The 21,287-nt window shown below is 53.6% G+C and carries 13 protein-coding genes; 1 reads left to right on the top strand and 12 read right to left on the bottom strand.

Features of this window, described 5'->3' with window-relative positions; translation table 11 throughout:
- A partial coding sequence (locus BLV81_RS22065) for an integrase core domain-containing protein (protein ID WP_143036415.1) occupies positions 1 to 317 on the top strand: 317 nt, incomplete at its 5' end.
- Positions 318 to 410: 93 nt separating this feature from the next.
- On the opposite strand, the gene BLV81_RS22060 is transcribed toward BLV81_RS22065, so the two are convergent.
- From BLV81_RS22060 to BLV81_RS22005, 12 genes are all read right to left on the bottom strand, one after another.
- The gene (locus BLV81_RS22060) at positions 411 to 704 is read right to left on the bottom strand and encodes a hypothetical protein (protein WP_092360067.1); all 294 of its coding nucleotides are present in this window, start codon (positions 702 to 704) and stop codon (positions 411 to 413) included.
- Positions 705 to 1,254: 550 nt separating this feature from the next.
- Positions 1,255 to 1,602, bottom strand: coding sequence for a hypothetical protein (locus BLV81_RS22055; RefSeq protein WP_143036414.1), 348 nt, complete (start codon positions 1,600 to 1,602; stop codon positions 1,255 to 1,257).
- 91 nt (positions 1,603 to 1,693) lie between these two features.
- Complete coding sequence (locus tag BLV81_RS22050; RefSeq protein WP_092360065.1) at positions 1,694 to 1,930, bottom strand: hypothetical protein; 237 nt, start codon at positions 1,928 to 1,930, stop codon at positions 1,694 to 1,696.
- 127 nt (positions 1,931 to 2,057) lie between these two features.
- Positions 2,058 to 2,318: an immunity protein Tsi6 family protein gene (locus tag BLV81_RS22045; protein WP_092360064.1), complete on the bottom strand. Its 261-nt coding sequence runs from the start codon at positions 2,316 to 2,318 to the stop codon at positions 2,058 to 2,060.
- Positions 2,315 to 11,875, bottom strand: a complete 9,561-nt coding sequence (locus BLV81_RS22040; protein ID WP_092360063.1) for a hemagglutinin repeat-containing protein — start codon at positions 11,873 to 11,875, stop codon at positions 2,315 to 2,317. The genes BLV81_RS22045 and BLV81_RS22040 overlap by 4 nt, the downstream gene beginning before the upstream one ends.
- 88 nt (positions 11,876 to 11,963) lie before the next feature.
- The gene (locus tag BLV81_RS22035) at positions 11,964 to 12,929 is read right to left on the bottom strand and encodes a transferrin-binding protein-like solute binding protein (protein WP_092360062.1); all 966 of its coding nucleotides are present in this window, start codon (positions 12,927 to 12,929) and stop codon (positions 11,964 to 11,966) included.
- 27 nt (positions 12,930 to 12,956) lie between these two features.
- On the bottom strand, positions 12,957 to 14,768 hold the full coding sequence (locus tag BLV81_RS22030) for a ShlB/FhaC/HecB family hemolysin secretion/activation protein (RefSeq protein WP_092360061.1): 1,812 nt from the start codon (positions 14,766 to 14,768) through the stop codon (positions 12,957 to 12,959).
- Positions 14,769 to 14,964: 196 nt separating this feature from the next.
- Positions 14,965 to 15,768 (bottom strand): helix-turn-helix transcriptional regulator, encoded by an 804-nt coding sequence (locus BLV81_RS22025; RefSeq protein ID WP_092360060.1) that lies wholly within the window; start codon positions 15,766 to 15,768, stop codon positions 14,965 to 14,967.
- A 362-nt stretch (positions 15,769 to 16,130) separates the two neighbouring features.
- Entirely contained in the window at positions 16,131 to 17,339 is a 1,209-nt protein-coding gene (locus BLV81_RS22020; RefSeq protein WP_176992935.1) for a DUF746 domain-containing protein, read from the bottom strand.
- 813 nt (positions 17,340 to 18,152) lie between these two features.
- A complete protein-coding gene (locus BLV81_RS22015) occupies positions 18,153 to 18,398 on the bottom strand; it encodes a hypothetical protein (RefSeq protein ID WP_176992934.1) in 246 nt (81 codons plus the stop codon).
- A gap of 144 nt (positions 18,399 to 18,542) precedes the next feature.
- Positions 18,543 to 19,904 (bottom strand): TolC family outer membrane protein, encoded by a 1,362-nt coding sequence (locus tag BLV81_RS22010; RefSeq protein ID WP_255365420.1) that lies wholly within the window; start codon positions 19,902 to 19,904, stop codon positions 18,543 to 18,545.
- Positions 19,904 to 21,277, bottom strand: coding sequence for an HlyD family type I secretion periplasmic adaptor subunit (locus tag BLV81_RS22005; protein WP_092360056.1), 1,374 nt, complete (start codon positions 21,275 to 21,277; stop codon positions 19,904 to 19,906). Before BLV81_RS22005 ends, BLV81_RS22010 begins: the two co-directional genes overlap by 1 nt.
- Positions 21,278 to 21,287: the final 10 nt, after the last annotated feature.

The raw sequence follows: 21,287 nt of genomic DNA, 5'->3' as shown, positions 1-21,287 counted from the left end.
CAGACCGTGGCAGCCAGTACGCAAGTGCCCAGTACCAAGCATTGTTGACCAGCCACGGTTTCATCTGCAGCATGAGCCGTAAAGGGAACTGCTGGGACAATGCAGTTGCCGAACGCTTCTTCCTGAATCTCAAGATGGAACGGGTGTGGCAGCGCCAATATGCCAATCACGCGGAGGCCAAGATCGATATCGCCGCCTACATCGTCGGCTTCTACAACAACGAACGTCTGCATTCAGTTCTGGGCAATCTGCCGCCCTCCGTCTACGAACGGAACATGGCAGCAAAAAAACCTATCGCCGTGTCCGAATTTACTTGACCACTACAGTATCGACCTGCCACGCTTCGAGCGACCCAGATTAAGCTTAAGGTTTTTCACCCCAAGGGTTAGCGCAGAAATTAAAGGGGGATCTCATCTTGTCTCAAAGATTTTTATCAATTTAGCATTTTTAACACTATAGCTTAAATTAAAATCCAAGCCCCCATGCGGCGAAAAAACTACCGTTACATCGTTTTCGGTGATCCCGCTAAGCCAACGAAAAATCCCTTGTTTCAAAGCTTCCTCTTTATAAACTCCACGCCCAAGACGCTGCCAATCCCCTAATGAAGGAATACCTACTATCCATTTTGCAATTCCGTCTCCCCCTTTGTAAGTGATTGTCTTTCCGTCATTGGATATATCTACAGTAGGGATTGTTTGATTCATATAGAGCTCCTCTTGCTAAGGGGTTGATGTTGACGCTGGGGGAGTAACTTTCGCCCAACGGTTGCGCAACCCCCGCCGGCTGCACATAATCAGTTTTAACGCTCCCAGTAGGATAATCATAGAAGGTTTGATTCCCCCCACCCGGATATTGGATAGCCGGAGTTTGCGGAGCAATTTTTCGCTCAACTGTCACCAGTGGCGTAGCTGTGGTCTGAATCGGTTGGACCATGGAGACATCTAGCTTCATGTCGGAAGTAATGGCCATAGCACCAGCGTACATAGCCAACCAGATAGGTCACAGCGTAAAGATGCTTTTGGAGAAATACGCCCGGGGAATACCGGGTGCAGATGGTGGAAATGAGCGCCGCTTGCTAGCGCCGGCCATAGGTGGAAGTACAAATTCTTCCCCCGACTCTTACCCGGCCGGCCATTAATCCGTATTGGCGCAGTCACTCGCGAACAACATTGCGTTCATTTCTCATTTCACGCCTCTTGCGCCGAAGGTGTAGTGTAGTACGCTACGTCGAATTTGCCACAAATGGCCGCTACATCAACGATCAATAATCAAATACTGATTCGGATTCTTCCAAGTAATCATACGATAGCCCGTCAATATAGTTGCTTGTTCGCGGTAGAGGTCGACAAGCTCTGCGGGGCTCCAATCTCGACCGCTTGCAAAGAGCGCTCCTAATTCAATAAGTGCACCGACAATTTTCTGTCTATCCGCAACATCCGAAATTGGACTCACCAATTGATCGCCCTCTGGAACAAATCCCAATGCAATCAAACTAGCTTCGACGCTAGGCTTGCCACATACCACTCTTGCACGGGCTCCCGCAATATCTAGAACAACAATTTCATTCTCTATGATATTCATTATTTCCAAAATTGCGCCCATGATGGGTACCCTTTACGAAACGATATACACCTTGAAATTATTGCAATCTTTCACGGCAACTCGACCCGCAGATACTCAGCCTGTTAAATCGTTAAATCAATTTACAGGCTTCAAGAAGAAATAATTTCAAAATATTCAAAGCTTGTGCTTCATTTTTAGCCCAAGCCAATTCATTTTTTTGTCCACGCTCCGAGTAATAAATTCGCCATTCTTCGCCAAATTTGTCTAAACAGAACGCCTCATCTTTATCTGCATATAACGAATATGATTCCGCAGGAATATTTTTCCTGATACAAAAATCAATCAGCTCTTGTTTTGTCCAACTCATTTACGAATCCCGTCCAGTGAATAGCTGTTTATATGAACACTGATTGCGGCTAGTTTTGCTTCCAATTGAGTGCGCACCATTTTGGTATCACCTGCATATATACGAAGGCATGGCTGAACTTGATTGATTACATTACTTTCGATGCACTAGCAATCTGATAGAAAATCTCCGCTGCATCATCGTCCAACTGTTCAATCTCCCTTGCTGTCAAGACACCAATCGTAATGTCCTTGAGACGCGAACGGTCAGAGTGTATTCCCTGCTCAAGCTCGATCAAGTACTCAATCTGTTTAGCAACTGATTGAAGCGCAACACTACCCGGATATTTGGAAAGTAATTCATCACATCTTTTTTTGCCGCTTTCTAACAACTTCAATCTCTCACTCATGGCGTAGGCACCTGTATCATTAATGGTTTATTCGGAACAAAGTACTGCGTACCGCCGCCTGTAGTTTGATATGGGTGGCTAGGCACTGTCCACGTGTCAAGAATATCCGCCGCAGTACTCTGCAAAGCTGGCAGTGGCTGCGAAGGGGTAAACATCATTGGAACGCGCCCAGCAGGATTAATTCCGACTGTTTCAGCAGCCGTTCCAACAGGTGCAAAATAATTACCAACTCTACCGTCCAGAACATTTTGAACGTAGTTGGTTCCAGGTGTAAGCTTCGTCAATAATACCGGCTGCGAGAAATCAATGCCATCTAAATGACCAAGCGCGCGATCAGCACTAAATCCGGCTTGACTATAAAAATCATAGGCCTTCCCATAACGACTTAGTTGCTCAAAATTCGATGACGCTCGTGCCACTTGGCTATCAGCGATATTACCAAGTACCGTAGCACGAATCGCCGCAGCATTATTTGCCGCAGTACTCACATCGAACAAACCAACCACGGCATCCGCTGCACGGAAAAGCGAGCCTCCGATACCTAATGCCAATGAGGCTATATTAATGTCTCGCTCCGCATCCCGCTGAAGAGCTTTCTGATACGCCGTTGTCGCTGGATCACCCAATGCGCCGGCAATTACGTCACCGGTCATACAACCCGCAGCAGGACAATTTGCCACCAGCGGGGAATACGCTACGCCACCTACAACCCGCGACGTGCGATATGTTCCCTCTGGCGCAGGGGGCAACGATGGCAAATAGCCTGTCGATGTAACCGACGACGCGGCGATTGCAGCATCACTCCAGTAATACGGTGATTTACTGCCGCCCGTCGCCCCTTGCACATAAGCGATAACGCCAGGATCGATCGGCGCCAATGTTTCAACGAACATTTTTGAACCAGGCGCTGCAGGCTGGAAACTCGCCGTATCGTAAATCGCTCCCGGCTTGGTCACATCCGGTATTATGTCCACCTTGTCAGCATAGACACTTGTACCAGTGATACCTGCGCGCCGTATAGCATTGTCTATCTGTTCTGGCGTATATTTTCCGTTGCTGGCATCAGCCAGTTGCTTGCCGAGTGCCTGTTCCTTCGGATGCAATTGCCTGTTGTTGGCATCTACCATCAAGCCTGCATTTGCCCCAGCATTGGCACTTTGGACGGAGCCACCAGCCAATGCGCCCGATGCCGCGCCAACCAGCGTCGCGCCGAGATTCATCATGTCGTTATAGGATTTTTGTCCGGCTGGATCTCTTGGGTCGTTCACGTATCCCTGGCTAAGCAGATAGTTGCTCAGGATAGGCGCCATCGCCTCAGCGCCCATTGCTGCCGCAATACCACCAGCAGCGCTGGTGCCGCCGATCTTCGCTTCGATTAAGCCAACGATCCCATGCAACGCCATCTTTTCGAGAGAACCTTCAGCCAAATTATTGGACTGCGCGATATCCCCTACGACATTGGTCAACACCGCACCAACGAGATTGGCAGCCCGCTGATTCTCTTGCTGCTTCTGCTGTTGTGCCTGCAGATCCTGCGCTTGCTGCAACGTCAACGTATTTGCCAGCGACTGATTCGCTGTAGCTGCATCGCGGCTGGTCAGGGTTGTCGCGTTCGCTTGGCTCTGGGTGTCTTTCGTAACGTCGCCGCTGCCCGTGATCGTGATCTTGGCCGGACTGATCACGCTGTTGGTGCTGCTGGTCTGGTCGCCACTCTTCGGCATGCCGACATTACCGCCGAGATTGCCCAGTACATTGCCCATCACATTGCTGGCGATGCTGCCGGTCGAGGCGCTGACACTGACGCTTTCCGAGTTGGTGTGCTGCGTGTTGGTCAGGTCGCTATAGGTCAAACTGGCCGTTTGCAGGCCGTTCTTGTCCGGCGTGGCCGTGCTGGTAATGGCTGCGCCTTTCAGGTCCGTATTGCCCTTCACCTTGATATCGAAACCATCGCTGCCGGCGGCGATGCCGCTTTGGCCGACCGCGCTTTGGTAGTTGTGGTCAACCGATTGTTTCGCATAGCTGATACTGCCGCTGACCATCTGGCCGACGCAGATCGGGGGAACACAGATACTCAAACTGAAGCCGCCGCTTTCCTGCTTGCTGTCGAAGTTGCTGACGTTTTGCAGGGTCCAGATGTTGAGGTCGCCGCCCACATCGGCTGTGACCTTGTTGCCGGCCAGCTGCGCACCCTTCATATTGAGATCGCCGCCGCTCTTGACGCTGAGTTGATTGGTGGCGCTGATCTGCGTATTGTCGTAGGTCGTCTCGGTGCCGTTGGCATGCCCCTTTGACACCGATGCGCCGATCTGGAAACTCAAACCGGTCTGCTGGCCGTTGGAGCCAAGGGTAGCGCCAATGCCGGCGCTGCTGCCGCTGTTGGACGATTGCAAGTCGGCTGTGCTCTTGGCAGCGCTCAGATTGATATTTTTGGCGGCATCCAGACTGATATCCTGAGCCTGCAGCTTGGCGCCTTCCATGCTGATATCACCTTCCCGGCTGGTGATGGCAATGGTATTGGCTTGCGCAGTAGTGCCGCGTGCCTGGGTCGCGCTGTTCTTGCTATCCTGCCTGCTTTGGCTGGTGCCGAGATTCACACTAATGCCGAAGCCACCGCCACTGCTACTCGGATTGGGATCCGTTGCTTCTGCAGAGGAAACGGTCGGAGACGCACCGTTGACAAGCTTATAGGCGTCGTAACCGGCCTTGAGAGCCAGTGCGCCCTTCAGACGGTCATTGCTGGTGTGCTGGCTTTCGGTGGCCATGTCCCCTATGCTGGTGAGCGCGCCGCCGATAGCGCCCGTTAAACTACTGCCCAAGGTCACGCTGTGGGTCTCGGCATGGAATTGACTGCTGCTACTGTCCTGGATCGCCTGCAAGTCGACCGCATTGCCGCCGATGCTCATTTGATTTTTAGCCAGCAATTCCGCTCCCTGGGTGGTCACATTACCCTGGCCGGTGCCCTTGTATTGCTTGTCCAGTCCGGCCTGCATGCTCAGATTGCCGCCATTGGCCGAAATCAAGCTGGTGCTTTGCACGACACCGTTGCCGCTGCCGTTCTGTTCCGCGCTGGTTTGGCTGTAATTCGTGAAGCGGAAATTGGCGCCACCCATAACACCGATGCTGGTGCCGCTGCTGTGGCTGTCACTCTGCGAGGTCTGTGTATTGGCCGCAGCAAGCACATTGATATTGCGTCCGGCGTTGATGCCGATGTTTTGATCGGCGGTCACGGCACTGGCGGTGATCGTGGTGTCGCGCCCGCTGCTGGTGTTGACGTTAGCGCCGCTGATGTCGCTGCCCACCTGCGTGACGCTGGTGCCGTTCTGGTGCTGATCCTGCGCACTATGACCGTAGCTGACACCTGTCAAGACACTGCCCGACAAACCGCTGCTCTTTTCCTCGGCAGAGTAACTGTTCTTGTTGGTTTGCTGCGCACTGACGATATTCAAGTCACGTCCGGCGTTGATGTTCAGGTCATCCTTAGCAATGACCTGGCTGCCTTGCACGGTGGTGTCCCGGCCCGACTGAATGGCAATGCCCTTGCCAGTGAAACTGCTGCCAATGGCGTCCGTTGTATCGCTATTCATCTGGGACCGGCTGCTTGACGACGACAGCATGCCATGCGACGTGGTGTAAATCGCCTGATCCACGCTGCTGGTTTGTTGCGCCGTGCCAATATTCACATCACGCCCGGCTAAGGCAGTCAGTTGACCACCAGCATTGGCGGTCGCTGCTGCCGCATTCAAGTCCTGACCCGCCATCAGGGCCAGATTACCGCCCGCATTGATGGCCGCACCGTTTACCTGTGTCTGTTTGGAATACAGGTGATTATCGCTGTTGTAGGTGACGTTATAGCTGCTTTGGGTATTGACCGCCTTCAGGTTCAAATCACGACCTGCCACCAGCGCCGCATCGCCGGTGGTATTCACCGCGGCTGCAACCAGATTGATATCACGGCCCGCCTGGATTGAGAGCTGATCGGCGCTCACACTGGCAACGCGGCCCAGCACTGTGTTGACGCCTTGTACGCTGGTCGCCGATATCGCATCGGTGCCCATCGTCACATCCCGCCCAGCCAGCACGCCGACACGGTGGCCGGAAATACTGCCGCCATTGTTCAGAATGTCATTCTGCGCTACCAGAATGGTCGTGCCGTCTTTGCCCGTGCTGCGGATATTGCCGGTGTTGGCAATATCTGTCGCGTGGATAATCATGTTATTCGAGGCTTGCAGCGTGCCGCCGTTTTTGAGAGTGCCGTTGATCGTGAGATCGATATCTTTACCCGAGATCAACGCGCCGGTCGGGGAAATGTCGCCGGCATCGGCACGCGTCAGGTACACGACAGGAGCCAGCACCTGGGTGTGGCTGCCATCAGGCAGAGTCACGTCCTGCGACACCATCCAGACAATATCGGAGGTCAGCGAAGCCATTTGCTCGGCAGTCAATGCAATGCCGGGCGTAAGTTGGAATTTCTTGGCGGTGGCAACCCCTGCGTCCATCAAGGACTTGTACTCTTCTTCATTGCTGGCGTAGCCGTCGAGGAAACGCTTACCAGTCAACTGCGCAACCTGATTGGTGACGACTTGCGCCTCATAGAAGCCGTCGCCGAGACGTTTTTCTGTCGTCTGTGGATTGATGCCCAGGAGGCCCAGCATGTAGTCGCTGGAGAGGAAAGTACCGTAATTGGTAAATGCCGGATCGGTTTCGACCAAGAAGTGCTGACCAGGATTGGCTTGAATCGTAAACAGGCGATTGTTCGGCAAGACTAGGTTCGGCAACGGATTGCCGGCGCTGCCGATGGTTTGATTGCTTCCGCCGACACCCGCACCGCTGCCTGCCGTGCCACCTGCAGCAGCGATGCCATGGCCGCTTGCGCCGGTGACGGTCTGGCTACCCTGATTAGATCCCAAAGCCAGGCCGCCAACAGTCGGCACTGCAGTAGCACCTACACCTTGGCCCAGAGCGGGGTTAGCACCGCTGTTGGGTGCGGTGTTCTGTTGCACGGTCCAGACCGCCAACGCCAGCGGCGTCGAAGGCAACGTGACGTCGTAGGCGGCAGGACTGCCGTTATCGTAGTCGTAATAGTTTTGGTGAGGATGGCCGTTGACGTAGTGGTAGTAATTTTCACCAGCAGTCATGTGATTGACCGTATCAGTGGTCCCTGTCGCGCCAATGTTATTGATGTTGCCGGTTGTCCCCGACAAGGTGCCGCCGGAGATGATCGTGCTCTTGTCGTTGGTGATATTGCCCGACAAGACCATACCGCCGCCTGAACTGATCTTGCCGGGATCGCTGCTAGTAACGACTGTCTTCGAGACAGTCTGGGTATAGTCGTGTTTGTAGAATTGCTCGAAACGGTTATTACCCGGCACCACCAGCACAATTCCGCCGTCGCCACTGTCGCTCCACGTGACCTGATCTGGCGTGTACAAAACGGTTGGCGCAGCGTGTGTCGCATATTCCGTGACATGGGTCGTCAGCGTCGGATCGACTTGTTGCGTGGTCGCGAAGTGCGCATTGGTATTGTTCAATTGCGCCGTCTGGAACACCAGATTGCCGCCGGCGTCGATAGTGGCCGAACTGTTAGTGATGCTGTCCGCTGTACCGATGGCTTTACGGTTGGCGTCAAGTGTGCGAGCGAAAGTCATGTCGCCCAGACTCTGGATGATGGCATGCTCGCGGTTGACGACGGTGGCAGCACCAATGTTGATGCTATTGCGGGCGGCAATCGCTCCGGCCTGACTACTGGCGACATCGACATCATTGGTCAACGATTGCGCACCAAGGGCAATATCGTCGCCATATATACGACCCGTATTCGTGATGGCGTTGGCGGCCTGGATCGTGGTGGCGCTGGCATTGAAGAGGCCCGTGGACTGATTATCGATATTGGCCGCATTCAAGGTTAAACCGTTTGCGGCAGTCAACGTACCAGTATTCGTGAAATTACCAGTGGTAGTGAAGGTCAGATTGTGGTTGGCGGTCAGCGTATTGCCCACTGCATTCGCGTAATCGCCTTGCAGATTGATCGTCGCGTCCTGCCCAGCAATCACTTTGCCGTTGCCAATCAGGGTCGGGGCATTGAGACTCAGATTTCGACCACTGGCGATCGTGCCAGCGGTGTTGTTCAGGTCACCAGAAGTGGCAAGTACGATATCGCTGCCAGCACCGGAAGAACTGCCGATCAAACCAAAAATGTTGTTGATACTGGCAACGCTTACATTGATATTGGCCGCCGCACCAACTCTGCCGCCAACATTGGTCAGCGTCGCGCCGCTCTGATTCAACTGTAGGTTTTGCGCGGCATATAGGCTGCCGGCGTTGTTGTTTACTGTACCGCCAGTATTGAGCACCAGATTGCCGCCGGCGATCACCTGTCCTTGCTGGCTATTGTCCAGATTGGTGGCATTAATATCGAGTTCACCATTGCCGCCGAGTGTGCCCTGTTGGTTTGTAACCTGGCTACCGCCGTTGATCTGAGTCAGGCCAGTCCCGATATTGGCAATGCGTCCCGCCGTATTGTCAATGCTGCTACCAAACACGGTTAATGTCGCCGTGCTGCCATTCGCCTCGATACGACCATTGGCGTTGTTGAGCGCACCGGTAGCGCTTGTGGTGACGCTGGCTGTCCCCTGGATCACGCCATAATTGTTCGTCAGCGTGCTGTTCGATTGCAGGACCAGATTATCTTTGCTGTAGACCGTACCGCCGCTGTTATCGAACGACCCGGCATGCAGATTGACCGTGCCGGCCCCGCCAATGAAACCACCGACGCTATTTGCAATCGTATTGCTGATGGCTTGAGCAGTGGTAATGTTCAACGGCGCGGCACCGACACTTTGCACCGTGCCTCCAGCGTTGTTCAAGCTTTGCGCAATAAGCGTGACAGCCTGCTGCGTGCCTTCGATCTTGCCGGCAGTGTTGTTGATCTGGCCGTTTGCGGCATTCAGGTTCAGGCTGCTGCCGCCAATATAGCCGCCAGCGCTGTTATCAACACCGCCTTGCGTCGCTGTCACATCAAGCTGTTTTTGCGCAAATACCGAACCACCCTGATTGGCGATGCTCGCAGCTGATACCGCCGCTTGCCCGTTGCTACCGATGCTACCACCTGCATTCGACAAACTACCTGCGCCGTTAGCCACATTGAGCGTCAAGGCGCCGCTGCCGGCTAGCGCAATCGTGCCACCATTATTGTTCAGCGCTTGCGGCGTCAGAGACAGGTCAGCGCTATTGGTTTGCAGCAGGCCGCCGTTGCTGTTGTCGAGCGTACCGACCACACCGATATGCGTGGCACTGGTGCCATACTGGATAATTTGACCGTGTTCATTGGTCAAATTGGTGCTGGTGATGTTGAGCTGATCGGCCGTGATCTTGCCGCTGCTATTGTCCAGTTGCGGCACAGTCAGCGCGACCGAGGCGGCGTCCACAATGCCATTGGCATTTTTAAAAGAAGCCGCGCTGGCTGTCACAGCATTGCCGGCTGCCAGTTTCCCGTTACTGTTGTCGAAACTGTTGACAATCGTGGTCGTGACATTGTGGCTGGCGGTGATCTTGCCACTGTTAATCGCACTGGCAGCGGTCAATGCCACGTCGCCATTACCGCCAATCACGCCAGCGTTGGCATTGGTGAGCTGACCGCTGGCATTGAGCGTTAACCCATCGGCGTTCAAGGAAGTGATGTTCCCCGCCGTATTATCGACGTTGGCTCCAGCAACGGTTAATGCGCCGCCCGACTGGATCGTTCCTTGTGCATTCCCAACGTCGCCGCTCACGTGGACGTTGGCCTGCCCTGCGGAGACAAGACGGCCTGCTTGATTATTCAGGCTGCTGGCGGTCAACGCCAATTGCCCGTTGGTTCCTATAACACCTTGCGCGTTCGTCGTTGTACCGCTCTGGATCGTCGCCGTGCCGGAGCCGGCATGATTGATCTGGCCGGAAGCATTATTCAAACTACCGGACTGGATCGCCAGATTCTGGGCGTTAGTCGTGATGACACCCGTGCTGTTATTGAGTACGCCTGTGGTCGTGACGCCCGTGTTTCCTGTGCCAGACTGGGCGATGTTCCCGCCAACGTTCGACAGAGTCGCCGAATTGCTGGTCAACTGCGACACATTGATGCGGCCCTGATCATTGATTACGGCGCCCGTTGCATTTAACGTTGCACCTGCGGCCTGCACATTACCGCCAGTATGATCAATATCACCGGCGCGCGCAGTCAAGACAACATTGCCGACAGCGTTGGTTTGCGCATGCGCGAGATTCAGACTTGCGCCGTTCATGGCAATATTTGCGCCAGCCAGATTCTGACCAGTTGCACTGATACCGCCAGCAGCCACCAGGTTGAGATTGCCAGATTGTGTGGCCTGGCTGTTGGTGTCAATACCGGCGCCGAGTACTCCGGTCGAGGCGATACTCTCCGCGAACAGCGTCAGATCTCCCTGAGCCGCTACCGTGCCGCTGTTGGCAATCTGGTTGTCGCTGGAAAGTTGCACTGCTTGTTGCCCATATACCGTGCCGCTATTGACGATGCCGTCATGGCTGTGTATCGTCACAGAACCGGTTGCGCTGGTGTGGCCTGCCAAGGTAATTTGGCCTTGAGCGTCCAGATTCAGGTCACCGGCCTGCGAGGCAATTCCCCCCAGACTTCTCACTCCTACGCCATTTTCTGTGCCCACGAGGCGGATCTTGTTGGCATACATACCGCCAAGTGCGGCTACGTCGATGCTGACGGTTGGCTTGTTATTGTCACCTTGGATGGTCTGCACACCTAAATCAGCAAAATTGACCTGATTTGTTCCTGTGACGACATTGAGCTGGTTAGCCCACAACTGGCCATTGACGGCGACAGATCTGGAAATCAAGTCCAACTGATCAGTATTGGCGGCGTTGAGACCGTTGATTTGGATATCGCCACGCGTCACGCGGAAAGCTTGCAGGCTGCCATCGCCGCCGAAAACGGGCGTGCCTGTCGTCAGAACGCCTCTTGAGGTGTTGATCCAGCCACATCCTGAGCATGTGATGCCGTTTTCGTTGCTAATAATGACTTGCGCCCTCTGTCCGGCCACTTCCAGATAGCCATTCAATTGACTGCGGCTGCCGCCCACCACCTCATTCAATATAACGTTGGCGCTGCCGCCAGATAAATTGGGGTTGCCTTGAACTTGCCCTGCGAGTTGCGTTCCGGTCACCACTCTGGAGTTGTTAAGGATTGCACCTTGGCTCCCGACTGAGAAAGAACTAAATTCGTTGTGCGACAAGCCAGTGGAATTCGGCTGCGCAATCTGAATCAAGGGAATGCCACTTGCCGTAACGCCAACGGTCGGACGCATGTTCGGCGCAGCCGTCGGGTTAGCCACGATCTGTGCATTCACCAGCGTGACGCCGCCAAACAGCGCAGCCACGGCAACGGCCAGTTGCGCGAAGCGCAGCAAGGGTGAACTGGTGCAACTTGACCCGCTGCCCACCCCCGTGCATTTACCCTGGATGGATATGTTCTCTGCTACCGCCATTAACATGCCACGTTTTTTGTTAAAAATTACGCGGTAGGCTTGCTTGTTCATAGTAAATCCAAGGTAAAAAAAGAGGTGATGTCCCGACTCATTGCCAACAGCATCAAACGTTGACGAAGAACCGGGGGTAACTAAAGGGTTATTGTTTACGTAGGGCCATGGAGATGAATTGCGACGCAATAGTGGACGTCGATAAAGATCCGCCAAGGTTAAAAACGCCGCCGAATTCTTCTGCGTTGGGGCCGAAGAACTGGATCAGGTCACCGCCGCCGCCCAAGCCGAATCCACTTGTCAGTTGAGGTCCACTGTAGTTTTTAGCCAACGCCGAATAGGTCACTCCCGTAAAGGTAAATGTGCTGGCGAATTTACTCGGATCAGTGGCTGTGGGTGTGCCGCTGCTTTCAATGAGTACAGGATTGCCCGCAATCGTGATAGTGACCTTTTGTGCAGCGTAGTCGACCGTCGCTACGACGTCCGAGGAGTACAAGGCACGTGCTTCTTGCGACACGCCCGATGTACTGGTTCCTTCCAAAATGGATTGAAAGGCTTTGCCCGAATAGATTGCTGTGCCCGAGGCTGGCCATGCCGTTGCCGAAGCATCGACTTGGTAACCTGGCAGATCAAAACCGCCTGTATGGGCATTGTCGATATTGTGCCAATGGACGTTTTGCACGAACTTGGTGGCATTCGGCGCCAGGATCTGGATGTTTTTGTTGGCTGCCGTATTGCTGATCGAAAAAACGTTGGTCGCTGTCACACTGCCTCCCGGCAAGCCGGATGGAAAAGTGAAGTTGAAGGGAGCCGTAGTGTCGTTGACACTGGTTGACGTATGCGTGAATGTGATGTTGGCGGAAGCATCAATCGTCCCACCGAGATCGTACCCATTTACCTCTCCGCTGCCGAAATCGTCCCCCATGCGTTTAAAGGCGAGAGTATTGACTACGGGCGTCGTGGCCGGCGCGGTTGTCTGGCTACCGCTGTTGCTGGAAGACGTATTTCCGCTATCGCCACCACCACCGCCGCACGCGCTCAATGCGCCCAGCAAGACCAGGCTGGCAATGGCTGTGAAGTGAAAATCAACGTTCTTTCGATAAGTGTTTTGCATAGCCATTTTCTTTTTTTAGGGTGAGGATTAATATTGATAGGTCAAGTTGAAACCGACAGCAGGCATAGTGGTATTGAAACCTTGCGGCTTATACAGCGCCCAGCTGGAAAACACGTCGTAGGTCAGGCCGAACAAACCGCCGCGCAGACCGATTGCGGCGCCAGCCAACTTATTGCCCAGCAAACCGGCATTGCTGGCTCTATTAGCTGTCTGCGGCCAGCCGCTTACGCTGGGGCCATAGACCTGCCCATAGTCGAGGCCGACATAGGCAGACTGCCCGCTGTTGGCAATCGGTAGATTCAATTCGTTGCGCAAATAAAATCCGCGTTCAGCAGCCAGGGTCAGTTCGCCATCGAAGCCGCGCACCGTGTACCGGTTACCGATGCTGAATTGATCCGCCAGGATCAGCTGCGAACGAGAGGCTTGACCGTGCAGTGTGCCGATGTAGGTCACTGGCTGATCAGCGATCTTGAACGGCACGCTCAATGTGGCGTCGATGGTCTGCAAGGTGTAGTGCAGGTTGTTGGTGGCAGGATTTTCTTGTCCGTTCAGATCTTTCAGATAGGTCTGACCGTTGAACCAATTGACACCCCATCTGTTAGCGACAGACAGATCCAGTTGCGCGTTGCCGAAGTAATGCGTATGCACCCATGCCAGCTCAGCGAACGTGGTATCGCGGTTTTGCAGCTGGATTTCGGCATCGTCCACATAGGCATGGCTCCAGCGCTTGCCGACCTTGAATTGCCAACTGTTCTTTTGCGCCTGGTCACGCTGGAACAGCTGCGCAATCTTCAGTTCCAGATTGCGCGACTTGCCATGCGAAATAAATGGCTGACTCGCTTGCGCCACCGCTTGATGATAATCATACGTGCTACCTGAGACCGCGAAGTTCCAATACCCGAAAGGGATAGCGTAGTAAATATTGTTGCCGGTAGTGCCGCGCTGGCCGGCCTTGCGGTCGGCATCGGTGCTGATGCCGATATTGAATAGATCGTTGAGCCCCAAGGGGTTGTCGACGGCCAGATTCAAGCCCGCCTGCAGCTTGCCGGTACCTTTGGCGCCGCTGTCGTCCAGCGTACCGGTCAGCTTCCACGGTTTGCTGCGTTTCACGGCAATCACCACATCGCTTTCACCTGGTGCATCGCCGGGGACGATCTGCATATCCACGTCCTGGCTGGGAACCCGCTTCATTTGCTCTAACCCCTGCTCGAGGTCGCGCAGGTTGAGCAGGTTGCCGGGGCCGGTCGGAAAAGCGGTTTTCCATGTGCCGTACAGAGTAGGATCGCTAAAGCGAATTGCTCGGATCACGCCAGGCACCAGGACCAGTTTTAATGTACCGCTGGCGAGATCCTGCTCGGGAATCCCCAGGCGCGTGGTGCTATAGCCCTGGGCTAAAATTTGATTGGTCACCCGCTTGACGATCACATTCAGACCTTCTTTACCGACGCAGGCTCCTTCATACTGGCGAAGGTAATTGACTGCAAACCGGAAAGGATCGTGCGGTAAGTCACTGGCGCCCGCGGCGCGAATGGCTGGCGACAGTTGGGCAGGAACATCGAGGACAAACTGGCGAATCACAAAGCACGGCGATTCGGCCGGCAGCGCCAGGCTGCCCATGTCTTCCGCTGGCGCAGCGCCTTGCAAATTGACGTTCGGCGCCTGCAACTGGCGCTGGCGCTCCTGCGCTTCGGCCTGGCTGCGACGGCGCTGTTCTTCGCTGTCCGTTGTTTGTACCGTTTGAGCACGAACGATTGGCAATACGGACGCCAACAGCAATACCAGACCCATCCCCTTGGCAAAACCTGACAGATTCCCCTTACGTTTAAAACGCTTCCCCATACATTACTGCCTTTATTATTGTTACTGACGTATTGAGATGCGTTGACGGATTTCACGCTCTCATTTTTTATATAAATTGAAGAGATGCGTCAAAATATCGCATCTTTGATTGACGGTATATAGAACTTTAGTTCCTTTTTGCGCGCCATCGGCATGGTGATAGCCACACCATTCCCTCGTCGGCAAGGGGAAAGACTTAAAATATTTTGACCCCATATGCGGGTTGCACACGCGCTTCATATTCGGCAAGACGACTCACCAGCTGCGTCCGATTTTCCATCTTCAGCTTTTGGAAAATGCGCATCAGATGGTGCTTGACTGTCATTTCGCTCAAGAAGATCGCTTCTGCAATTTCTCGGTTTGTTTTGCCTTGAGCCACCCAGCGCAGAATCTCGCGTTCGCGTACGGTTAAGGAAGATAGAAGCGCTTCAAAGGCATTCACATTGTTCAGATTCTCAATCACGCGACACAGCACTTCGTGCATGATCGGGGCCAATTGCCTGAGCATGGCGATATGTGTTTCGCCTAAAACACCCGGAATGCGATGGAAGCTGTGATAGGTACCAATGCAGCGCTCGGTATCGTAGACGGCATGTGCGGCAACGTTTTTCATGCCATGACGCTGAAACTGCTCAAACCAATGTTGGGGTATGTCTGGCCAAGGCACATCACCGTCAAACAGTTGAGGCTCACGCGTCAACAGCCAGCGGCGCAAAATTGGCGTATCAAGGCCGCCAGCTTTATTACAAATATCTTTCAAATGCTCAATGGGGTAGTCGACAGCAATGATTCCATCAGTGCCGACCCCGCCGGCATGAATACGGCCGTATCCACAACCCAATGTTTCGTGAGGAAAAATAGGCCGAATTGCTTCACGCGTCCATTGTTTGAAGTCGTCGATCGTTTGAACTGAGGCAGCGTCGCGGATTAAGTGATCAAACAATACGTTTTTATTTTTATCAGCGTCCTCGGTTAATAGAGGTACTTGGGTCGCGGTCATATATTTTTTATCACCTTCTCATTTTCAAATCAGAAATGTGATCGCCAAGCGACATCTTGCAATGTCAGCCGCCCAGCCCGATCCGGACGTACCCAGCCACAAACTAATCAACAGCGCGAGCGGCTTCCGGCGCTCAGCTCTGGTCACGATGACCTGGTGACCGTTCGTGATCTCCGCATGCTTCCCCATTGTTGCTTTCTTTGTAAATGTTGCAATTAAATTTGCTCGATTTTACAAAATAGCATTCTATTTATCTACAGAAACTCTTTGAAACATGTATTGTTTTGCAATCTTTGACACATTTGTGGGTTTTTGGCATCAAAAAGGCAAGGCGTCACTCTCCAAACACAAGCAAAAACCAATTACGAATCGCTAGTCTCGGTATCAAGAGCTGCCTTGCCGGGGTCGTGGAAGACCTCAAGGCGGACCGCCTCCTGCGCCAGGCGTTCGGCATCGCTAATGCCAAATGCCGTGCCACAGGCTGGGCAGCACAATCTACGCTCGCCGTTGGGCATATACCCATTCAAATATTTCTCACCATCGACGCCGCAGCGCGGGCAACGAATATGCGGACGTGCCTTGATTCCCAAGCGTACTTTCTTCTCCCACTTGCCAGTGGGATCGAGTTGCAACAGCCATATCCTGAATTTCTTTGCCCAGTTTTGGATGGCGTCGATACTGACCCCAAGGCGTCGAGCCGCTACGTTGTACGGAATTTGCTGGGATAGCAGTCGAATAAACAGGGGAAGTTTTGCGGCACGCAATCGGAACAACGGTGTACCAGCTACACGGTTGAAATTCTGTTTGCATGTCCGGCAGGCAAAGCGCGGTAATGGATGGCATCCATGTGGCTTTTGCTGCAAGATCGTCCGGCGCGACCGACAATACGGGCAAGATGGTGGGTGCAGACTTTTGGAGTACACCTCGGCTAATTCCCGCTCCAAATAAGCCGTCAACGCCATATCTTCGGTATCCGCAAACTCGGTCCTCGCTCTTTGAACATGCGGCTGATCAATCAGAAATTGGCGTCCTGTCGACGTTGTTGCACGCGATTGTGAAGGAACTGGCAGAGCGCCGCTTCTGGCAATGATCTTCTTGAGCGCTTCGGGATGAGGTTTTGCGGTAGGAATGCCGAGAGACTGCCGACGCAGGCGGACCTGTCCAGGGCTGAGATCCAGTTTTTTTGCAATCGCTGGATCGGTATCCGTTCCCAGCAGTGCCTCTCTCTGCTTTGTCCACGTCAGGGCAGCGGTACTGAAACGAGCGATTCTCAATTTGTGACGGCGCTCTCCAACAGTCTCAGGAATGCACCCCAACTGCGACGCAATCGTGCCATCTGAAGCCGTACCAAGCAAAGCATCCATCTCGGCAGTCCACTTCACAACAGCGTTACCGACCTGGGCAATCCCCAGTTTGCGACGACGTGTCCCGACGCTTGGAGCAGGGATCCGTAACTGCGCAGCGATGACTGGATCTGGTGCCGTCCCCAGCAAAGCGTCCATCTTCTTGGTCCACGCCACCCAAACGACAGCCGTATTGAAAGGCGCAATCCCCAATTTGCGACGACGCATCGCGACGCTTTCAGGGAGGATCTGTAATCGCGCAGCAATCGCCGCATCTGTCGTCGTCCCCAGCAGAGCGTCGGCCTTCGCAGTCCAAACAAACGGTGGACGGATACGCCGCGGAGTCGACGGGAGACGCTTTTTAGGACAAGGGTTGGCCATAGTTGACGAATAGAATCAGACAGCGATACAGCCGGACAGTTTATTGCAAAGAACCTGTCCCGCACTACCACTGTTTAAATTCAATACTGATTCAAGATAGCCGATGTCTCGACAGCGGTTTTCTAAACAGCGATCATCTACCCTGTTATTTGCCATCTTGAAGAACCCGACAGCTTTTCGACGAAAGTAACAAATGATTGATAATTTCACGCTCGATACCGCGAGCCATTTCTCTGATACATAAATTGCACTGGATTTCATCAATGGAATAGTCTGGGATCGTCATAGCGCCAGGCTACGTTAGCCTGGCTAGTCTTCTTTGATCTATTTCACTTCTCATCATCTCTGAAGCTCTCTATAGAAGCTACGCTTGAATACCTAGTCAGAGAGAGGTATTACATACCTCTCTTATATATAACAACATATTGGCCGTTGGCCTCCCAACCGTTTAAAGGCAGGTGGTCAATGCGCACCTCTGCCACTGACACATCATCAGTGAACACAGTAATTTTTTACTTGATTGAGTAATTTTTAATCACCTAACAAACAACTCATCAGGATCTGCTTCAGCTTGACGCTTAGCTTGCGACATTTCCTCCCCCGACGAAACATCGGAATCGAACTGTTCGCGTTAGCAATGCAAGCGCACAGTGACATTTTTCACTGCCCCTTTTTCTCGATGACGACAAGTAAATCGCTCAATATCTGCTCTGAGGTGGAATCAAAGTCGTAGACACCCAAGCAGTTCCGCTGTTCAATTAACTTCTGTGCCCGCATTCCATCAATCGGCGTGACGACAATCCGTTCCCCATTCCAGGTCAGGATTTGTAGTTTTCTGCTTGCATTGATTTTTCCGAGAGCCGCTTTGACCTGAAGATGCAGCTCCTGCGTCAACGCGATGTTCATACTTTGTGTCGTCATAACCTTCTGGGTATTGCACTATCTAACTGGAATCTGCCGCCATCCGGCCACCGATCGCCGTACCTATCGACTAAAATCCGTTACTGGCTCGACCTCTTCCGGTACTCATCGTTTGCGCCAATCAACCAGTTACCGTTCGCGCACAAGCAAATCATTAATTCCCACTAAATCAACCTCCTCCAAGGTGCCCGCGGCTGCCTTCAATTTAAGCCCTTGCAATAAGGTGTCATAACGCGCTTTGGCCAGATCCTTTTTCGCAGCGTAAAGCTGCTGCTCCGCATTGAGCACATCCAGATTGATTCGAATTCCCAGGTGATATCCGGCACGATTGCCTTTGACTGCACTTGCACCCGACTCGACTGCAGAATTCAAAGCTTCTATTTGCGCCAAGCCATTCACGACACCGGCAAATGCCTGTTGCGCATCAGTAGCGGCCTGTCGGCTTGCTGCCTCTAAGTCGGCCCGTGCTTTCCCCGCATTGGCAACGGCTTCGCTGACTCTCGCATTTGTCATTCCGCCGGAATAAAGCGGAATATTGACTTGCAAGCCAATCTGAAGCGATTTCGATCGTGTCGCATAGTCGTTCGGTGTGGTCAGACTGTTCGAGGCATAGTTGCTGCCATAAGAACTGGTCAGATCGATCGTCGGCAGATAGTCGGAGCGATTTTTCTTGATGTCCACTTTGGCGGCTGCCAAGGCCGCAGTTTGTGCACGCACGCTGGCATTATCGGTACGCGCGTGGTCCATCCAGATACGCGCATCCATCGGAACCGGTTCTGGCAGCGTGACCGGCGCGCCCAGTACGGCAAGATGATCCAGTTCCTTCCCAGTCACCTTCTCCAGGTCGGCGCGCTTGCTGGCGAGATCATTCAGCGCTGCTACCTTTTGCGACCGGGCCGATCCCAGGCGCGATTTGGTTTCATCGATATCGGTCACGGAATGCGTGCCCAATGCATACCCACGCTTCACTTGCCCGAGCTGTTCGTCCAGTGCGCTGATTTGCGCATCGGCCGCCGCGATTGCTTCCTGCGCGATAAGTACGCCGAAATACGCTTCAGCAACCCGCAACAGCATGTCCTGCTCTGCTTTTGCACACTGTGCAGTGGCCTGCTCAACAAGCAGCTCCGATTCACGATAGGCGTAGAGATTCCCCGCGTGGATCAGCGGCTGCGTCAGCTGCAAATTCCACGCCCACGATTTCATATGGCGATCGACGGGATCCTCGCCGGTGAAGCGCGTATCGGCACGCGTATATCCCTTGTTGCCGACAACCCCGGCGGCTGGCAGCAATCCGGCGCGTGCTTGCGGAATCTTTTGCTGGGCGCTCTCTAACGCATAACGCGCAGATTCAAAGACCGGATCGCTGCCTTGCGCCAATCGGTAGGCTTCAATGATATCGACGGCGTAAGCGGAAACCGACAACGTAATGGCGGTGAGAAAGGTGAAACACACGCGAACGTAAAACGATTTTCTAAAACCTGGCAAGTCCATCATCGTTCGCGACCACTTTCCTGCAAGGCCTTTTGTACCGGTGACAACAAGTATTGCATTACTGTGCGCCGCCCCTCGCTAATTTCCGCAGTCACTTGCATGCCAGGCACCAGCTTGTATTTTTTTCCTTGCGCTTCCAGCGCTTGGCTGCCTAAGGACAACAAGGCCTTGTAGGTTGTCGCCGCGTTGGCTTTATTCGTCGCGGAAGGATCTTTACCGGAATCCTGCTGCTGATTTTGACCTTCGTTGGCATCAGCACCGATAGTCAATATTTCACCATCGAGCATGCCGTACTTTTGAAATGGATAAGCGGCGAGCTTCAGTTTGACTTTTTGCTCCGGATAGACAAAGCCTACATCGTCATTGCTGACCATGACTTCGGCGATTAACGGTTCGTTTTCCGGGACAAGAGAAAGCAAGACCGTGCCAGGCGTCACGACAGTGCCGATGGTATGGGTCGCGAGATCCTTTATGGTGCCGGCCTGCGGCGCCTTCAATTCCAGCAAGCCGGTTTTATGTTCTTGCTTGATGCTGTCTTGCTGCAGTTTGCGATATTGACCTTGCGCCTCCACCTCTTCGTTCTGCAAATCGCTGCGATATTTTGAGGTCACCTGCGCCACTTGCCTGCCGGCTGCATCAACCGCGGCGGCCAGGCTCGCCAAGGTAGATTCCTGCGCACGCAAATCGTTGAGCTTTTCGAGATATTCGCGCTGCTTGTCACGCACGGTGACTAACGGCGCGTAGCCGTCCTTTCCCATGTCGGTGTAGGCGTCGGACTGTTGCTTGAGGATCGGCGTTATTTCACGCAGCTTTGCCAATACCTCCTTACCCGCATCGTAGTCGCGTTGATTTTTTTTCAGCATCTCCTGCGCGCCGCCGAGTGCGTCGGTATAGGCACGTCTACGTTCGCTATATTGTGCAGCTACCTGGGTGTACAGATCAGCGGGATCATCGGTCTTTTTTACCAATTGCGATCCGGCCAATTCCGCATCTACCCTGCGCAATTGAAGCGAGCGCATGACGAGCTGAGTCTGCAGACTAGTTTCGTCGGCCCGCGCTTCTTTCGCATCCATACGGATCAGCACCTCGCCCGCAGCGACCGTCTGCCCTTCCTTCACCAGAATATCCTGGATAATCCCGCCATCCGCGGGCTGCACGATCTTCACATAACTTTGCGGCACCAGCTTACCCTCGGCGCTGGCCACAATGTCCAGCTTGCCGAAAATCGACCAGAGCATCAGGACGGCACACAGGACGATCACCATGTACATGACGGTACGTGGCAACCGCGCCGGCGGGCTTTCCTGAATGGCCAACAGACCTGGGGCGAAGTCGAGCGCCTCCGGCGATAGCACTGATTTTCTATCGTTCATCGGCTTGACC

It is taken from the genome of Collimonas sp. OK242 (genome assembly GCF_900107095.1).
Classification (GTDB): domain Bacteria; phylum Pseudomonadota; class Gammaproteobacteria; order Burkholderiales; family Burkholderiaceae_D; genus Collimonas.
The sequence above is the reverse complement of the archived record's forward strand: the minus strand, read 5'-3'. Positions and strand labels throughout refer to the sequence as shown.